Here is a 23,298-nt window from a genome sequence, read left to right as displayed (position 1 = left end):
CCCGCTCCAGCCCGGCTGGAACCGCGGTGTCTCCCATGACCGGAGCACGTCATCATCCACAACGGAGTCCCAACTACATGACCATCACCACCACCGAGAAGCAAGGTGCCCCCGTCGTCGCCATCAACGACATCGGCACCGCTGAGGACTTTCTCGCAGCGATCGACGCAACCATCAAGTACTTCAACGACGGAGATCTCGTCGAGGGTACGGTCGTCAAGGTCGACCGCGACGAGGTCCTGCTCGACATCGGTTACAAGACCGAGGGTGTCATTCCTTCCCGTGAGCTGTCCATCAAGCACGACGTCGATCCCGGAGACGTCGTCTCCGTGGGCGATCAGGTCGAGGCTCTGGTTCTCACCAAGGAAGACAAAGAAGGCCGACTGATCCTGTCCAAGAAGCGTGCTCAGTACGAGCGCGCCTGGGGCGACATCGAGAAGGTCAAGGAAGAAGACGGCGTCGTCACCGGTACCGTCATCGAGGTCGTCAAGGGTGGCCTCATCCTGGACATCGGCCTGCGCGGCTTCCTGCCCGCGTCCCTCGTCGAGATGCGTCGTGTTCGCGACCTGGCTCCGTACATCGGCCAGCAGATCGAAGCGAAGATCATCGAGCTCGACAAGAACCGCAACAACGTCGTGCTGTCGCGTCGTGCGTGGCTCGAGCAGACCCAGTCCGAGGTCCGCTCGACGTTCCTCAACAAGCTCGAGAAGGGCCAGGTCCGTCCGGGCGTCGTCTCCTCGATCGTCAACTTCGGTGCATTCGTGGACCTCGGCGGCGTCGACGGCCTCGTCCACGTCTCCGAGCTGTCCTGGAAGCACATCGACCACCCGTCCGAGGTCGTCGAGGTCGGTCAGGAAGTCACCGTGGAGGTCCTCGAGGTCGATCTCGATCGCGAGCGCGTCTCGCTGTCGCTGAAGGCCACCCAGGAAGATCCATGGCAGACCTTCGCACGCACGCACGCCCTGGGCCAGGTTGTCCCGGGTAAGGTCACGAAGCTCGTTCCGTTCGGCGCGTTCGTTCGCGTCGAAGACGGCATCGAAGGCCTCGTGCACATCTCCGAGCTCGCGGTCCGCCACGTCGAACTGGCCGAGCAGGTCGTCTCCGTGGGCGACGAGCTCTTCGTCAAGGTCATCGACATCGACCTCGAACGCCGCCGGATCTCCCTCAGCCTCAAGCAGGCCAACGAGGGTGTCGACGCCGACAGCACCGAGTTCGACCCGGCGCTGTACGGTATGGCTGCCGAGTACGACGAAGAGGGCAACTACAAGTACCCGGAGGGCTTCGACCCCGAGTCCAACGAATGGCTCGAAGGCTACGAGACCCAGCGCGCTGCCTGGGAAGCTCAGTACGCCGAGGCCCAGTCACGCTGGGAATCGCACAAGAAGCAGGTTGTGCAGCACGCGTCCGATGACGCCGCTGCAGCGAACGAGCCTGTGGAGTCGAACTCGACGAGCTACTCCTCGGAGCCCGTCGTCGCCGACACCGGATCGGGCACGCTCGCCTCGGACGAGGCGCTCGCGGCTCTCCGTGAGAAGCTGACCGGAGCGTAAGCTACCTCATAGCTGAACCGAAGAAGGCCCCCGTCCACTGGACGGGGGCCTTCTTCATCTGTGTGCGTAGGCCTGTCTCCTACCGCCTGGTCGAGACCGTCACGGTGAACCGCGGAGAGCGTTCCAGCTGGCGCGTAGGACCGATGACGCGTTCGAGCACGGGCCGGTAGCGGAGGTGGCTGTTCCAGACGGTCCACAGCTCACCACCCGGCGAGAGGACGCGGGCGCACGCGTCGAAGAGCCGGTGGGCGATACCCGCGTGCACCGTACTGCCGATATGGAAGGGTGGATTGAGGACGATCACGCGGGCGGATGCGTCCGGGACGGCCGACAGGGCGTCATCCCGGGTGACCTCGATGCGGCCGGCGACGCCGTTCGCTAGGGCGGTCGCCGTCGTCGATGCGGCAGCCGACGCAGACTGGTCCGTCGCAAGGATGCTGAGACCGGGAGTGCACAGCGCGAGGTAGGACGAGATGGCACCGTTCCCGCTGCCGAGGTCGATGATCGCTCCGGGCCGATCGCGCGTCGTGGAAGCGGCTGCCGCCGGGGGGAGTGCTCGGCCGATTCCGCGCAGGTGGGGGAGCAGGAGGCGCGTCCCGGGGTCGAGCGACGCACCACCGAAGGTGGCACCGAAGGCGCGCAGCTCCAGTGGCCGGTCGAGGCCGACGTCGTAGGTGGCCCGCCGTGGAAACGTGGTGGGAGGGACCGGGCGGGGCCCGGCCGCGATGAGGACACGCGACTTCTGCCGGGCGAGGCTCGCGGTGACCGAGCCGAAGTACCGTCCGAGGATCGCATTCATGGAGACGGACATGTGCTTGATCCGCCCCGCGGCCAGCACCTGGACGTCCGGTCGGGCGTGGGCGGCGATGGTCCATGCGAGCTCATCGAGTTCATCGAGCGAGCGCGGCAGTCGCAGCAGCACGGTCGAGACGTCGTCGAGCAGGGCCGGAGTCAGGGGGAGGGATCGGTACGCATCCCGCAGGCCCTGGTCCTCGGCGTTGAGTGCGAGAGCCCGTTCGTGCACGATACCGTCCTGGAACGCGCGGATACCGCTGCCGCCCGTCACATCCGCAGCTCCGAGGGTGAGGGCGCCGTAGGAGTCATTGATCGTCGCGACGATGCCCGGCGATCGGAGTCTGTCGGCGGCGAGACCGAGGAGGAGCCGGTCGGCTGCGTCGACGGCGACCAGTTCCGGTGCCTCGATATCGGGACGACGGCGCAGCAGGTCGAGGTTCAACGGGGTCACCCGCTCCATCCTAGGTGCCGCGACGGTTCCGCGGACCTGCACACCCGGTCAGGGAGGGATGGTACCGGCATCAGGGTCACGACTGCCGGGATCACTGTCATCAGGCGCGGCGTCGAAGAGCCAGTCGAGGGAGGTGCCAGCCGATCGGACGACATCCGCCTCGGCCGGTTCGGTGTCGGGTCCGGGCCCGGCGTCGCCGGCGGAGTCGGTACTGTAGGGGGCTCTCGGTGGCGGGGGCAGACCGTCGATCAATTCGTTCGCCGCGTGCGCGAGGAGGTCGCGCTGAAGGGGCGGGAGGGTGAAGGAGCCGTGCAGGTAGGCTTCCACCTCGTACTCGCCGGCGTCTCCGCCGAGGCCGAAGTAGTGCAGCCAGAGTTGGCTCGCTTCGATCTGTGCATGACGAACCGCCCGGAGGAGGTTGACCCGCTGGAATTCGTGATCTGGATGGTTCTCCACGGGCTGCGCCTTCAGTGGGAGCTGCCGGCGGTGCCGTTGATGACGGAGAGGGCTACGGCTCTGAGGTCTGTCTTCGTGGAGGCCGCCTCGGTCAGCATGCGTCGCATGGCGGTGTCTGCATCGAGGCCGTGTCGTTCCATGAGGACGCCCCGCGCCGTATGGATGAGGTCCCTGGTGGCCAGGGCGTGCTGAAGGGCTTTGCTCGCCGCGGCGGGAGCAGTGTCCGGTTGGGCGGTACCGAGCAGCGTCGCGGCCGGGGAGGCGAGAAGGACCAGCTGCTTGCGATCCTGGGCGGAGAAGGCGGAGGGAAGGGGTGAGTAAACCTTGAGGGCGCCGATGCTCCTCCTGTCATGGACGAGCGCGATGCTCAGGGTGGAGCGCAGCGGAAGATCGGCGACGGCTTCTCTCCACAGCGGCCATCGGTCGTCGGTCCGGACGTCGTCGATCTGCACTGTCGACTCAGCAGCCCAGGCCGTGAGGCACGGGCCCTGGCCGAGCTCGTACTGCAGCTCGTCGGCTGCCGCCACGACATCGTCGGTGTAGCCCGTGCTCCGCTTCCGGCCCTGATCGTCGATGAGGGACACGCCGGCTCCGAGGGACCCGGGTACCGACTTCTTCACGGCCTCCGCAAGGTCCTCGACCGCCTCGCTGGCCTTCGAATCCGTCAGCAGGAGGCCCTTGAGCCTGGCGAAGACGAAAGTCAGTTCTTCCATCGGTGAAGTCACAGTTCCAGCCTCGGCAACAGGGTCGTCTTGATCGAGTACGAAGTTACAGGATACACAGCGGACACCCCTCACCATCGGCCCACACGCGGCCTCGCGCGGGTGCCATTGAGGGGCTACCGCTACACGGCTTCCGGTGCGCTGGTCCATCCGGCGACGGGAGAGAAGGTGCTTGCCCCTCGCCGCCGGCGATCCCTAGGGTGGAATCACTCAGCATGCTTCTGAATTGAACTAGGAGTTGACGTGACCGCATCACCAGGCCGTGACGAACTGCCCCTGCCCGACTACGACCACATCCCCCTCGGGACGTTACCGACACGCATCACGGGGCTCGACGAGGGGGGCCTGCAAGCGTTGCTCGACTACGAGGAAGCCCATGGGGATCGCCTGCCCGTGAAGCTGGTGCTGCAGCAGCGGCTCCGCGCAGTGCAGGGCGGTGCGGACCTGTCCGAGGGCGCGGGAACCTCGCTGCCGGAAGTCGGGAGCACCGCCGGCGGATCACCGGTGAGCCCTGCGACGTCCGGTCCGCCGATCAACCCGCCGTCTCAAGGGGACCCGACCAACCCGGCCCAGCCGCGGTAGTCGTGGATCGGCATGCCGCCCGCCCTATGCGGCGGGCGGCACTTCTGCGAGGAGGTTCTTGTCCTCCACGAGCGCCAGCGAGAGGGTCTTGTAGCCGACCGAGTCGAACAGGACCGTGATGATGCCCTCCTCGTAGCCCATGACGGTGCCGGGTCCCCACTCCGGATGTTCTACCGTCGCGTCGACCTCGAAGGGCACATCATCCTCTCCGGCGGGCGTCGCTCCTGCCGGCTCGGGAGCCCGGACCGCGGATGCCTCCCGTGCGCAGTTGCCGCAGTTGCCGCAGGGCTCCGGGAGTTCCTCCCCGAAGTAGGCGAGCAGGAACTGTCGGCGGCATCCCTTCGTCTCTGCGTAGCGGCGGGCCATCTCGACACGTGACTGATCGATCCGCTCCCGGTTCTCCGCCTGCTCCACCACTCTCTCGACGGCCTCGTCCGCGGTGATCTTCCTGGCCCGGTAGCCCTTCACCCCGTCACCGATGCTCTCTGACGCCGCGAGCAGGTTGAGGAGCCCGGTCAGTTTACGCGGGGAAAGGCCCGACAGCTCCTTCAGTTTCTTCATCTTCACCGGCTTGTCCTGGGCGGCGATGAGCAGAAACAGTTCGCGGACCTGCGTACGGTTGACTGACTTCGCAGCGAAGAACCGTCGCAGGGACAGATCCTCAGGGCGGTAGTGCAGAACGGCCTGTGTGTCGAGCCCGTCACGGCCACCACGGCCGATCTCCTGGTAGTAGCTGTCCAGGGAGTCCGAAATGTCCGCATGCACGACAAAGCGCACGTCCGGCTTGTCGATGCCCATGCCGAAGGCCGTCGTCGCGACGACGATATCGATCGAGCCGTCGAGGAAGCCCTCGTGGACAGCTTCGCGTTCGCTCTTCAGCCGCCCGGCGTGATAAACGTCCGCACTCCGCCCATGTTCCTGCAGCTCGGAGGCGAGCCTGTCGGCCGCCTTCTTCGTCGCGGCATAGACGAGCCCCGGCCCGGCGAGTCCGAGAACGTGGTCGCGGACGGCTCGCTGCTTCTCGTCCCCCTCGACATGCTGCATGACGTCGAGAAAGATATTCGGGCGGTCGAAGCCCTCGGCCATGACGACCGGGTCCTTCAGGTGGAGCCTCTCGACGATCTCTTTCTGCACGGGGCGGGAGGCCGTCGCCGTGAGGGCGATCACCGGCACCTGGAGTTCGCGCACGAGGTGGCCCAGCTGCAGGTAGTCCGGCCGGAAATCGTGTCCCCACGACGAGACGCAGTGCGCCTCGTCAACGACGACCAGTGAGACGTCGAGGGCGCGCAGGCGTGCCGCGACGTCGTCCCGCGCGACCTGCTCGGGGGCCAGGAACAGGAACTTCGCGCGCGTGGACTCGTCGTCGTCGTCCGCCGCCTCCCACGCCGCAGCGACCTCGCTCTTCCTCATGCTCGAATTGATGGCAAGGGCCCGGGTGGCGCCTGCGTGTTCGTTGATCGACTCCGCCTGGTCGTGCTGTAGGGCGATCAAGGGGGAGATGACGACGGCGACGCCGGGAAGCGCCATCGCCGGCACCTGGTAGATCGCCGACTTCCCGGACCCCGTGGGCATGACGCACAGGACGCTGTGACCTTCGAGCACCGCCTCCATGGCCCGCTCCTGGCCGGGGCGCAGATCGTCCCAGCCGAAGGTGGAAGCGGCGGTGTCCTGAAGGTCCTGCAGGGTGATCGTCACGGTTCTCCTCGATAAGAAGTAAGTGCACTGAGCGTATTCATGGGTCCCGCCATTTCCCGAGTTGCCCTCTGCGCCCGACGGTCCCTTGACAGCCGGAGGGACCTTCGGAAAGCACGGGCGAGGACGGGCTAGGGTGTGCTCATGCTGCGCATCGGACTGACTGGAGGGATCGCGGCCGGAAAATCCGCCGTTGCCGCCGAACTCGGGCGCCTCGGGGCCGTCATCGTGGATGCCGACCTCCTGGCGCGGGCGGTGGTCGAGCCGGGGACCGAGGGCCTCGACGAGGTCGTGGCCGCCTTCGGGCCAGGAGTCCTCGGAACGGACGGCGCTCTGGACCGACCTGCGCTGGGTCGCCTCGTTTTCCGCGACCGCTCCGAGCGGGAGCGGCTCAACGCGATCGTTCATCCCCGCGTCCGCGCAGAAGCCGCCCGGCTGATCGAGCGGGCCCCCGGCGACGCAGTGGTGGTCGAGGACATCCCCCTGCTGGTCGAGACGCGCCAGGCCGCCCGGTTCCACCTGGTGATCGTCGTCGATGCGCCGGACGAACAGCGGATCGCGCGGATGGTCGAGCGGCGGGGTATGGATCCGGGCGACGCCCGGCAACGCATCACCGCGCAGGCCTCCCGCGCGGAACGCCTCGCCGCCGCGGACGCCGTCCTCGTGAACGACCGTGCGCTCAATGACCTCCTCACCGCGACGACCGTCCTGTGGGAACGCCGGATCGTGCCGTTCCGCGACAATCTTGCGGCCGGCAGGCCGGCTCCACGGTCCGACGGTCCGGAGGCGTCCCCAACCCTTGCTGGCGCTGGCGCTGGCGCTGGTGCTGGTGCTGTGGACACCGCGGTGTCTTCCGCCGACGTCGTAGCCGGCGGGGATGCTGCGGCGTGGGGCCTTCCGGGAACCAGCGGACTCGAGAGGCGTATGACGGGCAAACTGGTGGCAGCACTGTCGGCCGGGATGCGCGTCGGGTCGGCTGCGCCGGGATCGGCCACCCAGGGGTTGGATCGAACGGACGACGTCGTTCGGGCGCACCTGCAGGTTCGCCTCGGTCAGGAGGACGATCGAGCGGAGGCTTCGACGGTCGTGACGGCAGCCGGTTTTCCGCGCGACGCCGAGCGGGGCGGGTCCCCATCGACTGGTGCGCTCGTCCTGCATCGCTCGGCCGATCCGGCGATCGATGTCACGGTCACCATTTCCTCCCCACCGCGACCGGACTGAAGGGCTCGGCCGAGCAGCGCGGCCTTTCAGCCGCGAGCAAATCCGGGGGGAAGTGTCACCGGCAGGGACTACCGTTAAGGCATGAGTCTTGCGCAGGATATCAAGCGTGTCGTGGCGCCTTTCGAGGTCATCAGCGAGTTCCAGCCGGCCGGTGACCAGCCCACCGCCATCAAGGAACTGGCCGAGCGGATCAACGCCGGGGAGAAGGATGTCGTCCTGCTCGGGGCCACCGGGACGGGCAAGAGCGCGACCACCGCCTGGCTGATCGAACAGGTGCAGCGGCCCACGCTCGTCATGGTGCAGAACAAGACCCTCGCGGCGCAGCTCGCCAACGAGTTCAGGGAGCTGCTGCCCAACAACGCGGTCGAGTACTTCGTCTCCTACTACGACTACTACCAGCCCGAGGCGTACGTCCCGCAGACGGACACGTTCATCGAGAAGGACTCCTCGATCAACGAGGAGGTGGAGCGGCTGCGTCACTCCGCGACCAATGCGCTGCTGACCCGCAGGGACGTCATCGTCGTTGCCACGGTGTCATGCATCTACGGCCTCGGTACGCCCGAGGAGTACATCAACAAGATGGTCACGCTGCGCCGCGGGGACCAGATGAACAGGGATGAGCTGCTGCGGCAGTTCGTCGGCATGCAGTACACGCGCAATGACATCGACTTCCACCGCGGCACCTTTCGCGTGCGCGGCGACACCGTCGAGATTATCCCCATGTACGAGGAGCACGCCCTCCGCATCGAGTTCTTCGGTGACGAGGTCGAGAACATCTACACCCTCGACCCCCTGACGGGCAACGTCATCCGCGAGGAGGAGGAGATGTACGTCTTCCCTGCGTCGCACTACGTGGCCGGCGAGGACCGCATGACGCGTGCCATCAAGGACATCGAGGATGAACTGCAGCAGCGGCTCGCCGAGTTCGAATCGCAGAACAAGCTCGTCGAGGCGCAGCGGCTGCGCATGCGGGTGACCTACGACCTCGAGATGATGCAGCAGATGGGCTTCTGCAACGGCATCGAGAACTACTCCCGGCACATCGACGGTCGCGGGCCGGCGTCGGCGCCGCACTGCCTGATCGACTACTTCCCTGATGACTTCCTGCTCGTCGTCGACGAGTCGCACGTGACCATTCCCCAGATCGGCGCGATGTACGAGGGCGACTCCTCCCGCAAGCGGACCCTCGTGGATCACGGTTTCCGCCTGCCCTCCGCGATGGACAACCGCCCGTTGAAGTGGGACGAGTTCCTCGAGCGCATCGGCCAGACGGTCTACCTCTCAGCGACGCCGGGCAAGTACGAGCTGGGCAAGGCCGATGGTTTCGTGCAGCAAATCATCCGCCCCACGGGCCTCATCGATCCCGAGATCGTCGTGAAGCCGACCAAGGGTCAGATCGACGACCTCCTGGGGGAGATCCGGAAGCGCGTGGAGATCAACGAGCGCGTGCTCGTCACCACCCTCACCAAGCGTATGGCGGAGGACCTCACCGGCTACCTGGTCGAGCACGGCGTGAAGGTCGAGTACCTGCACTCGGATGTGGACACCCTGCGGCGCGTGGAACTCCTGCGCGAGCTCCGCATGGGGACGTTCGACGTCCTGGTCGGCATCAACCTGCTCCGCGAAGGACTCGACCTGCCCGAAGTGTCGCTCGTCAGTATCCTCGACGCCGACAAGGAGGGTTTCCTCCGGAGTGCCACCTCCCTCATCCAGACCATCGGCCGCGCAGCCCGTAACGTGTCCGGCGAGGTCCACATGTACGCGGACCGCATCACCGACTCCATGGCACGGGCGATCGACGAGACGAACAGGCGCCGTGAGATCCAGGTCGCCCACAATCTCGAGCACGGCATCGATCCCACCCCCCTGCGCAAGCGGATCGCCGACATCACCGACACGATCAATCGCGAGGACGCCGACACGCGCGCGCTCCTGGAGGAAGCGGGGAAGGGCAGGAAGCCGAAGAAGGGCGTAGCGCGCCACACCGGGCTCGCCTCGGTGCCGGCCGAAGATCTCACCGATCTCATCCAGCAGCTCACGGACCAGATGCACGCCGCCGCCGGCGAGTTGCAGTTCGAGCTCGCCGGCCGCCTCCGGGACGAGGTCGGCGACCTGAAGAAGGAACTCCGGCAGATGCAGTCCGCCGGGCACGCCTAGCTCCACTGCTGCGGAACCGGGCGCGCCGGCCGGAGCCGCTATCGTCCTGGTCTGCGAGGTGAGGGAGCTGCAGTGGCGTGGGCGGCACCCTGACAAGCCGTTCCTTGTCCAGCGATGAACCTCGTTGGGTAGCTTCCAGCTGTCCGGGTACCATTGTTGGAACGTAGGGGAGTATCCCAAGCGCTACGAACGTCAACACGCAGGGCACCGTCGCCCAGCCGGACGTAGCGGTCAGCCGGCTGAAGGCCGCGGCGGAGAGACTTACGGACATTCATTGCATCCTCCGGAAGGTACTCCATGCCCGAATTGCCCCTGATATTCGAGATCGGCACGTTCGTCGTGCTCGGTATCATCCTGCTGTTCGATCTGCTGCTCGTCCTGAAACGCCCGCATGAGCCCTCCATGAAGGAGGCCGGTCTCTGGGTCACCTTTTACGTGGGACTCGCGCTCGTGTTCGCGGCGTTGATGTTCGTGTTCACCGGGCCGGAGTACGGCGGCCAGTTCGTCGCAGGTTGGATCACCGAATACAGCCTGAGCATCGACAACCTCTTCGTGTTCATCATCATCATGGCCCGCTTCTCGGTACCGAGGAAGTACCAGCAGGAAGTGCTCATGGTGGGCATTATCATCGCGCTGATCCTCCGCGGAATCTTCATCGCCCTGGGCGCCGCGGTGATCGAGAACTTCAGCTGGATCTTCTACATCTTCGGTGCCTTCCTCCTGTACACGGCCTACAAGCAGGCCACCGACTCGGGGGAGGACGAGGAGCACGCGGGCGACAACAAGCTGATCTCCAAGCTCAAGTCGGTCCTGCCGATGTCCGAGTCCTACGACGGCAACAAGGTGCGGACCGTCGTCGACGGCAAGAAGGTCTTCACCCCGATGCTGATCGTCTTCGTGACGATCGGCCTCACGGACCTGCTCTTCGCGGTCGATTCCATCCCCGCGATCTTCGGTCTGACGCAGAGCGCCTTCATCGTCTTCACGGCGAACATCTTCGCCCTCATGGGCTTGCGCCAGCTCTACTTCCTGCTCGGCGGCCTCATGACGCGCCTTATCTACCTCAAGCACGCCCTCTCCGTGATCCTCGCGTTCATCGGCGTGAAACTGATCCTGCACGCGATGCACGTCAATGAACTGCCGTTCATCAACGGCGGAGAGCACATCGAGTGGGCGCCCGAGATCCCGACCTTCGTCTCGTTGGCCGTCATCGTGGCTACGATCGTCGTCGCCGTCATCGCCAGCCTGATCCGCTCGCGCGTCACCGACAACAGTGCCGCCCGGTCCGATGCAGCCGGCGAGGTCGCCGACGCTCCCGTCGTCGATGGGGAACTCGACGAGGCTGCAGGTGAGGCCGGAGTCAAGGACCGCCGGCGTTAGTATCTCGGCGTACGGGGTGTGACTCACGCCGGAACATACAGAAGGACCCCGCACGGCGTGCGGGGTCCTTCTGTATGTTCGCCCGATGCCGATGCGTTTATGGGTCAGCGGCTTGCCTACCCGGTGGCAGGGCCCGCGGGGTGGTGCGGCCCGACGTATTCGTGCCGGGCGCGGCTAGGCGCGGGTCATTGCGAGCAGCCGCTCGAAGATCGACTCGCCGTCGTCGGCGATGCCGTCGTGGTGGAACTCGTCCGTCTCCCACACCTCGAGGTTGCGGACGGCTGCCGCTGTCCGCAGCGACAGGTCGCGGTCGACGTAGATGTCGTGCCGATAGACCGCTGCAGCCACCGGGACAGTATTGGTGGCGAGCACGTCCATGTCATACAGCCGACCCCAGTCCTCCTTCGCAGCGAGGATCTCGGCGACCGGCTGCAGGGGCCTGAGGGCGGGGTCCTCGGTGAAGTACCAGGGGTAGATCATCTCCCCGGTGAGAAGCGTCTCCTTCGCGTCAGCACGGAACTGCGGGTATTCCTTCAGCACGCGCTGCGCGGCCCACGCTGACGCAGCACCCTGGCAGTAGATCGACTCGTGCAGGACGGCGTAGAGCGGCTGCGCAGCCCGGCTCACCATGCCGTGCACCTGTTCCAGGAAGGTCGCAGAAAGACGTGGGCGGCCGCCGACTAATATGAAGGCGTCCTCGAGCAGGTAGTGGAGCGCGTAAACCCTCGTATTACCGCCGAGGAGCGAACCCACCATCTGGAAGCGCTGCGCTGTCAGGCGTTCGCCGCTGGGAAGGTGCTCCGCGACGTCGTCGAGGTGACGCGCTATTCGAGTGACGGTACCGCGGTCCTCGGGGTACCAGGAGAAGTATTGACGGTTGCGTTCTTCCACGCGGGCGAAGGTCGCCCGGTACACGTCGTCCGCAACTCCGGACAGGGGAGCGAGACCGCCGGTGATCAGTGCGCGATCGATGCCTTCAGGCGCTGTGGACAGGTAGGTGAGGGTGCAGAAGCCGCCGTAGCTCTGCCCGAACACGGTCCACGGATTGCTGCCTAACCGCCTGCGAATCAGCTCGGCATCCGCGACGATCGAGTCCGCCCGGAAGTGCGTCAGGTAGTCGGCCTGCTCCTGCGGGCTCCGCAGCGAGGCCAGGGTCGCGGCGTCGACCGGTGCGGACAAGCCGGTACCCCGCTGGTCGAGCATCAGGATCCGGAACTGTTTCGCCGCAGACTTCATCCACCCCGTGAGTTGGGTGGACCGGACGCCGCGCCCTCCCGGGCCACCCTGCAGGAAGAGCAGCCAGGGAAGACGGGTGGCGTCGTCGTCGCTGTGGTCCAGGGATGAGTACTCGCGGGCGAACACCTCGATGAGCGGAGAGGCCGGACTGCTGTGGTCCAGGGGAACCTGGAAGAAGTGTGGGGTGGCGCGAAGGCCTCGCATGACGGCGGTCGTGCCGATCACGTGGTCAGCTGTCGGGAGGGCTGCATCCCCGGGATCGGTGGACGAGCGGTTCATCGGAGAGCGGCCACCTCGGCGAGGGCATCGCCCGTCAGCCGGAACGTGCTCCAGCCGGACTGCGGACGCGCACCGAGGCTCTCGTAGAAGCGGATGGACGGCCCGTTCCAGTCCAATACCGACCACTCGACCCGGGCATAGCCGCGGTCCGCGGCGATTCGCGCGAGATTGGCGAGCAGTGCCTTGCCGTGCCCGGCCCCTCGTGCCTCAGGACGTACGTACAGGTCCTCGAGGTAAATGCCGTTGACTCCCTCCCAGGTCGAGTAGTTGAGGAACCACAGGGCGAAGCCCTGCACCTGGTGGTGATCTTCCGCGACGTGGGCGAAGATGGAGGGCCGCTCGCCGAACAGCGCGTTCCGGAGGGACTCGGCGGTGTTCTTCACAGCATCCGGCTCCCGCTCGTAGAGGGCGAGGTCATGAATCAGCTGGAGGATGACCGGGACGTCTGCCGGCCGTGCTTCCCGAATGGTAGTCATACCCCAAGCCTAGCCACGCCGGCTCCCGAATTATCCCCGCCGGTGGACGCTCCGTCAGGAGGCAGGCGCTCCGACGCCGAGGATCCGTACGACGGCGGTGCCAGCCTCGTCCGACGCCGCCAGGTCCACTTCGGCGTTGATGCCCCAGTCGCCGTTGCCCTCCGGGTCCTTGAGGATCTGCCGGACCTTCCAGGCACCCGGCGTCTTCGTGATGAGCAGGAGATCCGGACCCCGGGCCTCGGGCCCGTCGTCGATGTCCTCGTAATCTCCGAAATAGCCGTCGAGGGCCTCGGCCCACCGGTCCGCGGTCCACCCCGAGTCGGCATCGAGCGCGCCGAGGGCCTCGTCCTGCTCGTCCGCGAACAGTTTCACGCGCTGGAACATCTCGTTGCGCACCATGACGCGGAAAGCCCGCTCGTTCGACGTCACCGACGGCGGTTCCTCGGGCAGGTCCACGGCGTTCACCGCAGCGCCCGTGGTGATGCCGGCCGCGAGCTGCGTCCATTCGTCCAGGAGGCTGCTGTCGACCTGGCGGACTAGTTCACCGAGCCACTCCATGATGTCGCTGAGATCCTCCCGCAGGGCCTCGACGGGCACGGTGTGCCGCAACGCCTTGTAGCAGTCGGCGAGGTAGCGGAGGAGGATGCCCTCGGAACGGGTGAGGGAGTAGAAGGCGACATACTCCCCGAAGCTCATGGCCCGCTCGTACATGTCGCGCACCACGGATTTCGGCGCGAGTTCGAAATCGCCGAGCCAGGGAGCGGACGACCGGTACACATCGAAGGCCTGCTGGAGCAATTCCTCGAGCGGCTTCGGGTAGCTGACCTCTTCGAGGCGGGCCATGCGCGCGTCGTAGTCGATGCCTTCGGCCTTCATTGCAGCCACCGCTTCGCCGCGGGCCTTCTTCTCCTGCGCGTTGAGCACCTGACGTGGTTTCTCGAGCGTCGCCTCGATGACGGAGACGACGTCGAGCGCGTAGCCCGGGGCCTCGGGGTCCAGGATCTCCAGGCTGGCGAGGGCAAAGGGGGACAGCGGCTGGTTGAGCGCGAAGTTGGCCTGGAAGTGCACCTTGAGCCGCACCCGTCGTCCATCCGCTTCCGGCTCCGGGAGCTTCTCCACGATGCCCGCTGTGACGAGCTCGCGGTAGATGCCGATAGCCCGCTTCATCAGGCGTAGCTGGGAGGCGCGCGTCTCGTGGTTCTCGCTGAGCAGCCGCTTGGCCGCAATGAAGGGGTCGCCGGGCCGTTCCAGCAGGTTCAGGAGCATCGAATGGCTGACGGAGAACGACGACGTCAGAGGATCCGGGACGCTCTCGACGAGCCGCTCGTACGTGGGCTTACCCCAGGAGACGAAGCCCTGTGGCGGCTTCTTCCGCACCACCTGGCGCAGCTTCTTCTGGTCGTCGCCGAACTTGCCCACCGCCTTCGCCATGGCTTTCACGTTCTCGACGACGTGCTCCGGCGCCTGCACGACGACGGTACCGGCGGTGTCATAGCCCGCGCGCCCCGCCCTGCCTGAGATCTGGTGGAATTCCCGCGCGTTGAGCAGGCGGGTGCGGACGCCGTCGTACTTGCTCAGGGCGGTCAGCAGTACCGTCCGGATGGGCACATTGATTCCGACGCCGAGCGTGTCCGTTCCGCAGATGACTTTCAGCAGGCCGGCTTGCGCGAGCTGTTCGACGAGGCGACGGTACTTGGGGAGCATGCCCGCGTGGTGGACGCCGATGCCGTGACGGACGAGCCGGTTGAGGGTCTTGCCGAAGCCGGCGGAGAACCGGAAGGACGCGATGAGCTCGGCTATGCGGTCCTTCTCCTCGCGCGTGCAGACGTTGACGCTCATCAGGTTCTGGGCGCGCTCGATGGCCTCTGCCTGACTGAAGTGCACCACGTACACCGGCGCCTGCCGAGTGGAGAGCAGTTCCTCGAGGGACTCCTGTACCGGTGTCTCGACGTAGTAGAAGTGCAGCGGGATGGGCCGTTCGACGGAGGTTACGGTGGCCGTCGCGCGGCCCGTCAGTTCGGTCAGGTCCTTTTCGAACCGCGTGACGTCGCCGAGCGTTGCCGACATGATGAGGAACTGGGCCTGCGGCAGTTCGAGCAGCGGCACCTGCCAGGCCCACCCCCGCTGCGGGTCGGAGTAGAAGTGGAATTCGTCCATGACCACCGTGTCGACGTCGGCCGCGGAACCCTCCCTGAGGGCCAGGTTCGCGAGAATCTCCGCCGTGCAGCAGATAATTGGGGCATCCTGATTGACGCCGGAGTCGCCGGTGATCATGCCGACGTTCTCCGGACCGAAGATGTCGCAGAGTGCGAAGAACTTCTCCGAAACGAGCGCCTTGATCGGGGCGGTGTAGTAACTCGTCCGCCCCTCGGCGAAGGACTTCAGGTGTGCGGCAATCGCGACGAGCGACTTACCGGACCCGGTGGGCGTCGCCAGGATGACGTTGTTCCCCGAGACCAACTCCATCGCCGCCTCGTCCTGGGCGGGGTACAGCGCCAGTCCGCGCGTGGTCGCCCAAGTCGTGAAGGCCTCGTAGACCGCGTCCGCGGTGAGTCGGCCGTCGTCGTGCCGTGGAAGGTGTTCTTGGATCCTCATGGTCCGTTCAGCCTACCGGTGGCGGGGTCGTCCGGAGTTAGGGTGAATCATGCGTTGGGATCCGGCACTGTACGGCCACCATGCGGGCCTTCGGGGACGCCCGTTCATGGACCTGGTCGGGCGGATCGGGCATGATGCGCCGCGCTCCGTCGTCGACCTCGGCTTTGGACCCGGTGACCTGACCGAGATGCTGGCGATTCGATGGCCGGATGCGGCGGTGCGGGGGATCGACGCGAGCAGGGACATGATCGACGCAGCCGGGCATCGCCCTCTCATGCCGAACCTGTCGTTCGAAGCCGGGGACCTGCGCCATTACGAGCCGGGCGGGGACGACGTCGTCGTGACCAATGCAGCCCTTCAATGGGTCCCTGGACATCAGGATCTCCTTGCAGCATGGGCGGGGGGCCTGCCGGCCGGAGGATGGCTCGCGATGCAGGTGCCCGGTAACTTCTCGGCTCCATCCCACACCCTTCTGCGCCGGCATGCCGCGAACGAGCGGTGGAAGGACCGGCTGCACGGGGTGCTGCGCCACGACGATGCCGTGGGCGAGCCGCCGGAGTACCTCCACATCCTGTTGTCCGCGGGGCTCGAGGCGGACGTGTGGGAGACGATCTACCAGCAGGTGCTCCAGGGGGAGGACGCCGTCCTCGACTGGATGCGCGGCGCCGGCCTCCGGCCGATCCTGGACGCGCTGTCCGCAGAGGAGGGCGGAGAGTTCGAGGCCGGCTACGGAGAGTTGCTCCGCGCCGCATACCCGCGGAGCGGGCATGGGACGGTCTTCGGCTTCCGTCGACTCTTCGCCGTCGGGTATAGAGCAGCCTGAACGGAACGAACCTTTGGCCGGACTGTGGAGCAGTGTCCTGACCATCAACACCACCACGAGTGGAAACGCGTTCCCTACGTGCCCGCTCGCACGCTACAGCAGGGCAATGGATCAGTGCCCTGAACTGACGCATTCGAGGTATTGCTGCACGCCCGTTTTCTGACACCCGGTAGGAGCTGCCAAGCCTAAGACCGTTCATCGCCCCGGAACGGAGTGCATGAGCGTCAGGCCGAGCAGCGCTCCTGCAGCTGCCGAGCCTTCCGCACGACACTGATCAGTGATTCGTCGCCCTGCCGAAAGCTCTCGACGGCATCACGGAGCTCAGTGATTTGGCTGGCCAGCTCCGGCGGGGCCGTCCTGGCAATCTCATCGATCTCGACCAGCAGTCCCAGCGGATCGGTGGCTAGCTGCTCAGGTGCCGTGCGCACCAGGTCAAGAATCCGAGCACATGCGTCATCGACGGTGTCGACGGCCGCATCGGTCGCAGGCTCTGTGGAGGGTGCCGAGCTTACCGGTGATCCTGCGGGTGATTGCGGGGCATCGGGTTCTGGATCGGCGAACGAGCAACCGGTAAGGACCAGCAGTACGGCCGCAATGGACAGGGCGCGAGACTTGCTGAATCGGGTAGCACGCAGTGGCAGCACGACGAATGTCCTGTTCGGATCGGGTAATGGGGTCAACGCATTACGAGCGTCTCATCCTACTGTCAAGGTGGAGTGGGCTGGACAGGAGTAGGGCGAAGCAATGTGCGCAAGGCTGGAGCTCGGACAATATGTCGCCTCATGAATGGCGAATGAGACGGGCCGACCTTCCTTCATCAACTCGCTCAGGCGGATTGTGCGGACGATATGCCGTGCTTGGAAGACTTGGCCGTCCAGTAGGAGGGCCGCGAGGTGAAGTCGGGCGATTCACCTCATGATTCCTTTGCAGGAACTGGTGAGCTGTGACGTTGTCTGGGAGGCTCCTTCAGTGACCGATAACAGCACACCTCATCCACTTCCGACCGCCGCACCTCCACGATTCGCGGATCCACGGCGGATAGGAACTCTCGTTGGGTTGGTGGGTGCTTGCGTCTTCGTTTTCTCCTACACACCAGGATTCTCCGACGTACCATCCACCGCGGCGCGCATTCTTGTCGTCGCGTGCGTCGGTGCAACCCTCTGGTTCCTCTTCGCCGCCCCACGCTCCCTCGGCCTCTTTGTACCGCCTCGCGGGTGGCACATCGGGGTCTACATCCTTTGCGTCGTCATGGAGTTCACGCTGATAGCGGCCGGTGGCCGATGGCTCGAGTCGGTGGGGGAATTAGAGCTACGGCCTGCGTTGATCGCTTTGACCGTTGGCCTACATTTTCTTCCCTTTGCCTGGGCCTTCAAGGAGCGCATGTTCTACACGCTAGGCGGAATACTCGCCTTTCTGGGTGGTTTGGGCCTTATTGTCGCCACCCAGGCCAGCGCTCTTGGAGCCGCTGTCGGATCAGGGTTGGTCATGTCGCTCATCCTGCTTACCTACAGCCTGGGCCTCTTCGCGCCCCGCCGAAATAATGGAAACTCCTGACGGCTACAGGCGACCCCTCGCGGTAAAGGATCGGGTAGCGGACTCCAAAGGGATGAGGCACAGTGACCGAAAGAAAGGAGACATCGATGTCGTTCCAGGCCTACCTCGATACGGTCGAGAAAAAGACGGGGCTTACACCGCGCCAGTTGATCGGCATTGCGCAGCAGCGCGGTTTAGGTCCCGAGACCAAGGCGGGACCCATCCTCACATGGCTGTCGGAGGAATACGGACTCGGGCGGGGCCACGGCATGGCCATGGTTCACGTCATCACGAGAGGCGACAGCATCGGTAGCAAACACGTCGGCACGGGCGGTGCCCACAGTGACCCCAAGGACCACCTGTGGCTCGACGGTATCGCCACCAAGCCAGAGGGCTACTGAGCGGTCGAAGCGCTGCATCGAGCACAAGAAGTACCCAACCTAGCCCGGGCAGGGACTACCCCGATCCTCGAGGCATCCTGTCGGCGCCGCACGAACTTTGGACGGGCTAAGGCGCCCATCGCCGGTCGTCTGGGGGCTCGAGTGCTCCGTATGACGTCATCCACGCGGCCGGTCGGGCGATCCCAGGACGAAGCTTTCCGTCGAGCGATCGCCCTACGCTCCTTTCATCCGCACGGTGAGCGTCGGAAGCTTCCCTCCAACAACTACTCGCAAGGCTTTCTACCCCGGCGCGAGGTCGAACGAGGAACTGGCCTTGCCGGCCTCATCACGACGATCAGCAGAGTGGCAAACGGCCCGAAGAACAGGGACAGGAAGAACCACGCCAATCGGGATCGATTCTTGTGTTCGGCCAGCCCCGCGTTGATGACGGCCACAGCGAACCAGAAGAACGCTCCCTCTGACCCTGCATAATCATTCATTGGCACGGAGTAGTTGTTCATCGCTGGGTGATTTGGTACAGGAAAGAACCGATGATCAGCCACATCACCGGAACGATGAGAATGCTGAATTCGCGTAAAGCCATGACTTCCCCCACCGTTTGCCTGCCTTCCCTCCGAGCCTAGCCGGGACAATTGATCCTCGCTTCGCAACGGGAGCTAAGCCATCGCTCGGTTGGACCTGCCTCGAACAACGTGCACCCGTTGGTCTGTCGGAAGCGGAAGCGGAAGCGGTTGGGACGGCTCTTGACGTCGTTACAGTCACGGCTATCGTCAGGGGGATGGAGCGCGTGACGGGTATCGGTGGCATGTTCTTCCAAGCCAGGGATCCGGAGGCTCTGACTCGGTGGTACAGCGATCATCTGGGCGTTGATGTTCCGCCCGGGTCCTACGATGTTTCGTCGTGGAGACAGGAGGCTGGGGCCACGGTGTTCGCTGCACTGCCTGTTGGATCAGATCACTTTCCGGCCGGAACGGCGTGGGCTGTGACGTTTCGGGTGCGGGACCTCGCCGCGATGGTCACTCAGCTCGAGGATGCAGGCATACCTGTCAGGCGTGACCCGGTGAGTTATCCGAACGGGGTGTTCGCGGACCTTCAGGATCCGGAGGGGCACGCTATCCAGCTCTGGCAGGCTGCCGGAGCGGATGGATAAAGTGCTGCAGCACCTGGGAACAATTCGTTCGTCGAATCGCGGCCACCACCTGTCGCAACACTGGTCGGCAGGAAAACCCAGTGCCCTAGCCGGTCGGTCTGCCGGACGGGTTCAAAGCCGTAGGTGAAACATTCCCTGAGGGCGCTGAGGGACATCCAGACGAGCTGACCGCGCCTCACCTCATCTGAACGGTTTTGCCCACGTCGGCGAAGGGCCTGTATAGGCCCAGATCACGCCACGGCGACTGAATTACGAAGAATAACCGTCGAGGGGTGCCAGATGAGGTGAGGCCCGGCTGGTTTTCCTGCCGCCTTCGCTCCATTGTCTCGGGAGCACCCTGGTCAGCGGTTTGTAGTGGCGCGTTGGGTGGCGGTGAAGGCGAAGTTCACGGAGCCGGCCAGGCCTTGGAAGTCGTTGTTCGCGGTAGTGGGCAAGGTAGCGGTGACGCGGAGGTTGTCCGCCCTGGTGGTACTGATGGATGCAAGGTTGGACAGGACGAGGTCTGCGCCGATGATGGGGCGCATCGGCAGGACGCTGGCAATGGTCCCACCGCAGGTGTAGGTGTAGGCAGGCGCGGTGCCGGCTTCGGTCCAGGGAATGCTGCAGGCGTCGACGGTGACCTGCAAGCCGTTGGCTGCATCGGTGGTGAGCTTGGTGGCCGCGGTGGTGGCTGTGGTGGTGAGGGTGACACGGCCGAAGTTCTGGTTGCCGACGTTGGTGAGGGTAGCCACGCGCTGCATCGCGTCGCCGGGCACACCCCCGGCGAAGGCGACGGTGAGGCGATTCTCAGCGGTACCCGCGGTACCGAGACGGACCTCTACGGTGCCGGCGGTCAGCGTGTCATCAACCGATGTGGTTGAGGTGAAGGAACCATACGTGCCAGCGCCAGCGGCAGCTGCTGCCGCCCCGACAGCGCCTACGGAAGCAAGGACCTTGACCAGCAATGGCTTTGCCTGTCGGTACCTTTGCAGCCCAGGTGTCATGCCGAGCCGTTCGCTGCAACGCGCGTCGATCCCATGTGTCTCCCCAGATCACGGTGGGCCCATGCTTCCTGAACGGCTGAACTCACGCCGCCGTGGTGCCTCACCACGTCCCGATCGTCGAGCCTATGCCGTAGTGGTCCTCGCGACGGGACCAACCGCCCGATGCTGCGCAAGAACTGAGGATAAAGTGCCTACCCCGGTCGCAGGGGACAAGGGCGCTAGCACGGGGAGTTCCCGAAAATCTCATCGAGAAGGCCCTGACCTGCCCGGCTCAGGTAGCGAGCGCCTTGAATGCGTCGCGGAAGCGGTGCGCTTCCAAGTGCAGCACCTTCACCACGGTGTCGCTGTCGACGTGGGAGAAAGGGGCTGTCAGCGCGGCGTCGACCACGGCGTGGAGCCGTGCGGCTCCGACCATCGCCGCGCTGGCCATCAGGCTGAGCATCGCCACCCGTCCCTCTTCCTCGTCTAGCCGGTTCAACGCCGTGCCGATCCGTTCGATGCGGGATTCGAGCATCGACGTGAACGTGCCCACGAATGCCAGGGCCCAAGCACGGCAGGATAGTTCCTGCACGAGGCAACCGAAGGCGGGCAGGTCCACGATTGGCACTATCGCAGGCACCTCCCCGTGCCACGTGCCCACCGACGGCAGGAGCGGGCGTGAACTCACTGACGCCCAGCAACTGCAGCGTCAGAACCGCCAGCGTCAGAAGCCCCGGCGGCAGGACCAGCATCGACATGCGAGGTAGAACTGGTGTCTGTGCCTCCGTCGGTGTCTGCGTGGGGGGTAGTGGGGCGTGACCAGATCTTGATGAGAACGCCGAGGACCAGGACCGCGGGCGCCTCGTAGACGAGGATGGTGTTCACGATGGGTGTGCGAAGGGCCCGGATGGCGTCGCCGATGACGGGAACGACGAATGCTTGTTCGTAGACGAAGTCGCCGTCAAGGGTTGCGACCCACGGGTCCACCGCATCGTTCGCGTCGCCCTTGGTGCGGACCGCTATCGTCCCATCCGGGTTGGCGATGACCTCGACGACCCGGTGGGTTTCGACCCGATGGTCTTCCACGGGGATGTGGTAGCTGATGACGTCGCCGACCTGTACGTCGGCGACGGGTTGCTCGGTGGTGACCACGACGTCGCCCGGGACGATCTCCGGTGCCATGCTGCCGGTGAGCATCGTCGCTGTCTGGTAACCCATGAAACGCGGTCCGACAGCGAGGAACAAGAACACAAGCACAGCGCCGATCACGACGAGCGTGCCGGTCAGGTTCACCAGGCGGCGAACGACCCGCCCTATCAGGGAGCCTTCAAATCCACCCGGACCCTCACCGGGTTCGGGAGACGAACCCGTGCGAACCGGTGCCGGCGTCGAAGGAGTGGACTGCGGGCCTCGGTCGATAACCGTCATACGGATCCATCTCCTTCATATCGGGCCCGAAGACCAGGTCGACGTCGGGCGGTGAGCCCGTGCCCGGAGGAATCCCAGGACGCCGCGCTTCGTGCCCGGAGGGTCAGCGGCTGGTGGCGGCGCGCTGCGTGGCGGTGAAGGCGAAGTTCACGGAACCGGTCAGGCCCTGGAACGTGTTGTCGGCGGTGGTGGGCAGAGTCGCGGTGACGCGGAGGTTGTCTGTTTTGGCGCTGACGATCGACTGCAGGTTCGTGAGGGCGTAGTCGGTGCCGAGGATGGGGCGGGTGGACAGGACGCTGGTGGTGGTGCCTGTGCAGGTGTAGGTGTACGCGGGGGCGGTGCCGGCTTCGGTCCAGGGCTCGGTGCACGCGTCGACGGTGACCTGCAGGCCGAGGGCGGCGTCAGTGACGAGCTTCGTGGGGAGGGTCTGCGCATTCGGGGTCACGGCCGTGGTGGTGAGGGTGACACCGCCGAAATCCTGGTTGCCGGCGTTCGTGAGGGTTGCCACTCGCTGGACGGAGTCGCCGGGGATGACCCCGATGGCCGGAACGGTGAGGCGGTTGGTGGCGGTGCCGGCGTCGCCGAGGGCTACTTTCACGGTGCCGGCGGTCACGGTCTCGCTGGCGGAGGTGGTGGAGGTGAACGAACCATACGTGCCAAGGCCCGCCACCGAAGCGGCGACACCGAGCAGTGCGACGGAGGCGAGGACCTTGCCGGAGGTGGACTTCATGCTGATGCGCTTAGCCGGGGTGGAGGACGTGCGTGCGGTGCGTGCCATGGTGAGACCCGTTTCGTGAAGAGATGCCAGGCGTGGCAATCAGGAGGAGCAGTGCTTCATGTTCGTGGTCCGGCACCCCCAAGGCGCCGTTCCTTCTAGAACCAATCCTGATCCCCACCCCTCAAATCACTACTAGTTGAAGCTCGAAAGAAAACCGAAGAAACGCCGAAGACGGAGAGGCCCTCTCCAGGAGACGGAGGAAGAGTCCGGTACGGGTGACTGCTGGTTCGCCGGACGCTCACTGGTACAGCGCTACGTACATGAAGTAGGCGGAGGTGCGGTGCGAGCCATCCCGGGATATAAATGTCGGTCACCGATCTGTTCGGGGCGCCGAGCCGCGGGCGTCAACCATGTCCGCTGACGCTGCACTCGCCCTCTGAGGGCCTAATTGATTGCGGGTCCTACCGGTCGTCGCGGGGCTCCTGCAGTGTGAGGTCTCGGTATGCAGAGGTCCGTAATGAGGCCGGTTCCGGCGCACTCACGGACGGCACGGATCCCCGCTACGGCCGCAGCCTTGTCCGGGAACGGTTTGGACACGGCGAGCACCGTCCCGTCGGGTGTTTTCAATCTGAACCTGTATGCATCGTCTCGATCATGAAAAAGTTCGATCACCGCGGCCATGAATTCCCCC

The 23,298-nt window shown here is 65.4% G+C and carries 22 protein-coding genes; 9 read left to right on the top strand and 13 right to left on the bottom strand.

Annotated features, from left to right (window positions below):
* The first annotated feature begins 77 nt into the window (after positions 1-77).
* Positions 78-1,550: a 30S ribosomal protein S1 gene (gene rpsA, locus RCH21_RS09740; RefSeq protein ID WP_120149020.1), complete on the top strand. Its 1,473-nt coding sequence runs from the start codon at positions 78-80 to the stop codon at positions 1,548-1,550.
* 79 nt (positions 1,551-1,629) lie between these two features.
* On the opposite strand, the gene RCH21_RS09735 is transcribed toward rpsA, so the two are convergent.
* Genes RCH21_RS09735 through RCH21_RS09725 form a run of 3 tightly spaced genes read right to left on the bottom strand, consistent with a single transcriptional unit; the run spans position 1,630 to position 3,965 of the window.
* Positions 1,630-2,805, bottom strand: coding sequence for a class I SAM-dependent methyltransferase (locus tag RCH21_RS09735; protein ID WP_326964207.1), 1,176 nt, complete (start codon positions 2,803-2,805; stop codon positions 1,630-1,632).
* A gap of 39 nt (positions 2,806-2,844) precedes the next feature.
* The gene (locus RCH21_RS09730) at positions 2,845-3,252 is read right to left on the bottom strand and encodes a hypothetical protein (RefSeq protein ID WP_326964206.1); all 408 of its coding nucleotides are present in this window, start codon (positions 3,250-3,252) and stop codon (positions 2,845-2,847) included.
* A gap of 11 nt (positions 3,253-3,263) precedes the next feature.
* Positions 3,264-3,965, bottom strand: a complete 702-nt coding sequence (locus tag RCH21_RS09725) for a GAF and ANTAR domain-containing protein (protein ID WP_326964205.1) — start codon at positions 3,963-3,965, stop codon at positions 3,264-3,266.
* A 252-nt stretch (positions 3,966-4,217) separates the two neighbouring features.
* Between RCH21_RS09725 and RCH21_RS09720 the strand changes: the two genes are divergently transcribed.
* Positions 4,218-4,556: a hypothetical protein gene (locus RCH21_RS09720; RefSeq protein ID WP_326964204.1), complete on the top strand. Its 339-nt coding sequence runs from the start codon at positions 4,218-4,220 to the stop codon at positions 4,554-4,556.
* Positions 4,557-4,580: 24 nt separating this feature from the next.
* On the opposite strand, the gene RCH21_RS09715 is transcribed toward RCH21_RS09720, so the two are convergent.
* Positions 4,581-6,251, bottom strand: a complete 1,671-nt coding sequence (locus RCH21_RS09715) for a RecQ family ATP-dependent DNA helicase (protein ID WP_235830680.1) — start codon at positions 6,249-6,251, stop codon at positions 4,581-4,583.
* 141 nt (positions 6,252-6,392) lie between these two features.
* Here RCH21_RS09715 and coaE point away from each other — a divergent pair, with 141 nt between their 5' ends.
* The 3 genes from coaE (at position 6,393) to RCH21_RS09700 (ending at position 11,006) form a co-directional block, all read left to right on the top strand.
* Complete coding sequence (coaE, locus tag RCH21_RS09710; RefSeq protein ID WP_326964203.1) at positions 6,393-7,469, top strand: dephospho-CoA kinase; 1,077 nt, start codon at positions 6,393-6,395, stop codon at positions 7,467-7,469.
* An 81-nt stretch (positions 7,470-7,550) separates the two neighbouring features.
* Complete coding sequence (gene uvrB / locus RCH21_RS09705; RefSeq protein ID WP_326964202.1) at positions 7,551-9,626, top strand: excinuclease ABC subunit UvrB; 2,076 nt, start codon at positions 7,551-7,553, stop codon at positions 9,624-9,626.
* A 297-nt stretch (positions 9,627-9,923) separates the two neighbouring features.
* Positions 9,924-11,006 (top strand): TerC family protein, encoded by a 1,083-nt coding sequence (locus RCH21_RS09700; protein WP_120149015.1) that lies wholly within the window; start codon positions 9,924-9,926, stop codon positions 11,004-11,006.
* 174 nt (positions 11,007-11,180) lie between these two features.
* On the opposite strand, the gene RCH21_RS09695 is transcribed toward RCH21_RS09700, so the two are convergent.
* The 3 genes from RCH21_RS09695 to RCH21_RS09685 are packed head-to-tail and all read right to left on the bottom strand — an operon-like array spanning position 11,181 to position 15,592.
* Positions 11,181-12,521 (bottom strand): alpha/beta fold hydrolase, encoded by a 1,341-nt coding sequence (locus RCH21_RS09695; protein ID WP_442784695.1) that lies wholly within the window; start codon positions 12,519-12,521, stop codon positions 11,181-11,183.
* On the bottom strand, positions 12,518-12,997 hold the full coding sequence (locus tag RCH21_RS09690) for a GNAT family N-acetyltransferase (RefSeq protein ID WP_120149013.1): 480 nt from the start codon (positions 12,995-12,997) through the stop codon (positions 12,518-12,520). Before RCH21_RS09690 ends, RCH21_RS09695 begins: the two co-directional genes overlap by 4 nt.
* A gap of 54 nt (positions 12,998-13,051) precedes the next feature.
* Positions 13,052-15,592 carry a DEAD/DEAH box helicase gene (locus RCH21_RS09685; RefSeq protein WP_326964201.1) on the bottom strand — a complete coding sequence of 847 codons (2,541 nt, stop codon included), beginning with the start codon at positions 15,590-15,592 and terminating at the stop codon, positions 13,052-13,054.
* 49 nt (positions 15,593-15,641) lie between these two features.
* Between RCH21_RS09685 and RCH21_RS09680 the strand changes: the two genes are divergently transcribed.
* Positions 15,642-16,415 carry a methyltransferase domain-containing protein gene (locus tag RCH21_RS09680; protein ID WP_326964200.1) on the top strand — a complete coding sequence of 258 codons (774 nt, stop codon included), beginning with the start codon at positions 15,642-15,644 and terminating at the stop codon, positions 16,413-16,415.
* A 224-nt stretch (positions 16,416-16,639) separates the two neighbouring features.
* Here RCH21_RS09680 and RCH21_RS09675 read toward each other — a convergent pair whose 3' ends face one another.
* Positions 16,640-16,843, bottom strand: a complete 204-nt coding sequence (locus tag RCH21_RS09675) for a hypothetical protein (RefSeq protein WP_147394341.1) — start codon at positions 16,841-16,843, stop codon at positions 16,640-16,642.
* A gap of 952 nt (positions 16,844-17,795) precedes the next feature.
* Between RCH21_RS09675 and RCH21_RS09670 the strand changes: the two genes are divergently transcribed.
* From RCH21_RS09670 to RCH21_RS09660, 3 genes are all read left to right on the top strand, one after another.
* Entirely contained in the window at positions 17,796-17,969 is a 174-nt protein-coding gene (locus RCH21_RS09670; protein ID WP_326964199.1) for a hypothetical protein, read from the top strand.
* A gap of 86 nt (positions 17,970-18,055) precedes the next feature.
* On the top strand, positions 18,056-18,349 hold the full coding sequence (locus RCH21_RS09665; RefSeq protein WP_120149008.1) for a DUF4287 domain-containing protein: 294 nt from the start codon (positions 18,056-18,058) through the stop codon (positions 18,347-18,349).
* A gap of 778 nt (positions 18,350-19,127) precedes the next feature.
* Entirely contained in the window at positions 19,128-19,499 is a 372-nt protein-coding gene (locus RCH21_RS09660) for a VOC family protein (RefSeq protein ID WP_326964198.1), read from the top strand.
* A 341-nt stretch (positions 19,500-19,840) separates the two neighbouring features.
* On the opposite strand, the gene RCH21_RS09655 is transcribed toward RCH21_RS09660, so the two are convergent.
* From RCH21_RS09655 to RCH21_RS09635, 5 genes are all read right to left on the bottom strand, one after another.
* Positions 19,841-20,482, bottom strand: coding sequence for a TasA family protein (locus RCH21_RS09655; protein WP_326964197.1), 642 nt, complete (start codon positions 20,480-20,482; stop codon positions 19,841-19,843).
* Positions 20,483-20,753: 271 nt separating this feature from the next.
* Positions 20,754-21,089 (bottom strand): hypothetical protein, encoded by a 336-nt coding sequence (locus RCH21_RS09650; RefSeq protein ID WP_326964196.1) that lies wholly within the window; start codon positions 21,087-21,089, stop codon positions 20,754-20,756.
* A gap of 56 nt (positions 21,090-21,145) precedes the next feature.
* On the bottom strand, positions 21,146-21,889 hold the full coding sequence (locus tag RCH21_RS09645; RefSeq protein WP_326964195.1) for a signal peptidase I: 744 nt from the start codon (positions 21,887-21,889) through the stop codon (positions 21,146-21,148).
* A 103-nt stretch (positions 21,890-21,992) separates the two neighbouring features.
* On the bottom strand, positions 21,993-22,667 hold the full coding sequence (locus RCH21_RS09640; RefSeq protein WP_326964194.1) for a TasA family protein: 675 nt from the start codon (positions 22,665-22,667) through the stop codon (positions 21,993-21,995).
* 384 nt (positions 22,668-23,051) lie between these two features.
* Positions 23,052-23,288: a YegP family protein gene (locus tag RCH21_RS09635; protein WP_326964193.1), complete on the bottom strand. Its 237-nt coding sequence runs from the start codon at positions 23,286-23,288 to the stop codon at positions 23,052-23,054.
* Between the last annotated feature and the right edge of the window lie 10 nt (positions 23,289-23,298).

The sequence above is a fragment of the Arthrobacter sp. PL16 genome (genome assembly GCF_035985055.1).
Lineage (GTDB): Bacteria > Actinomycetota > Actinomycetes > Actinomycetales > Micrococcaceae > Arthrobacter_D > Arthrobacter_D cheniae.
The sequence above is the reverse complement of the archived record's forward strand: the minus strand, read 5'-3'. Positions and strand labels throughout refer to the sequence as shown.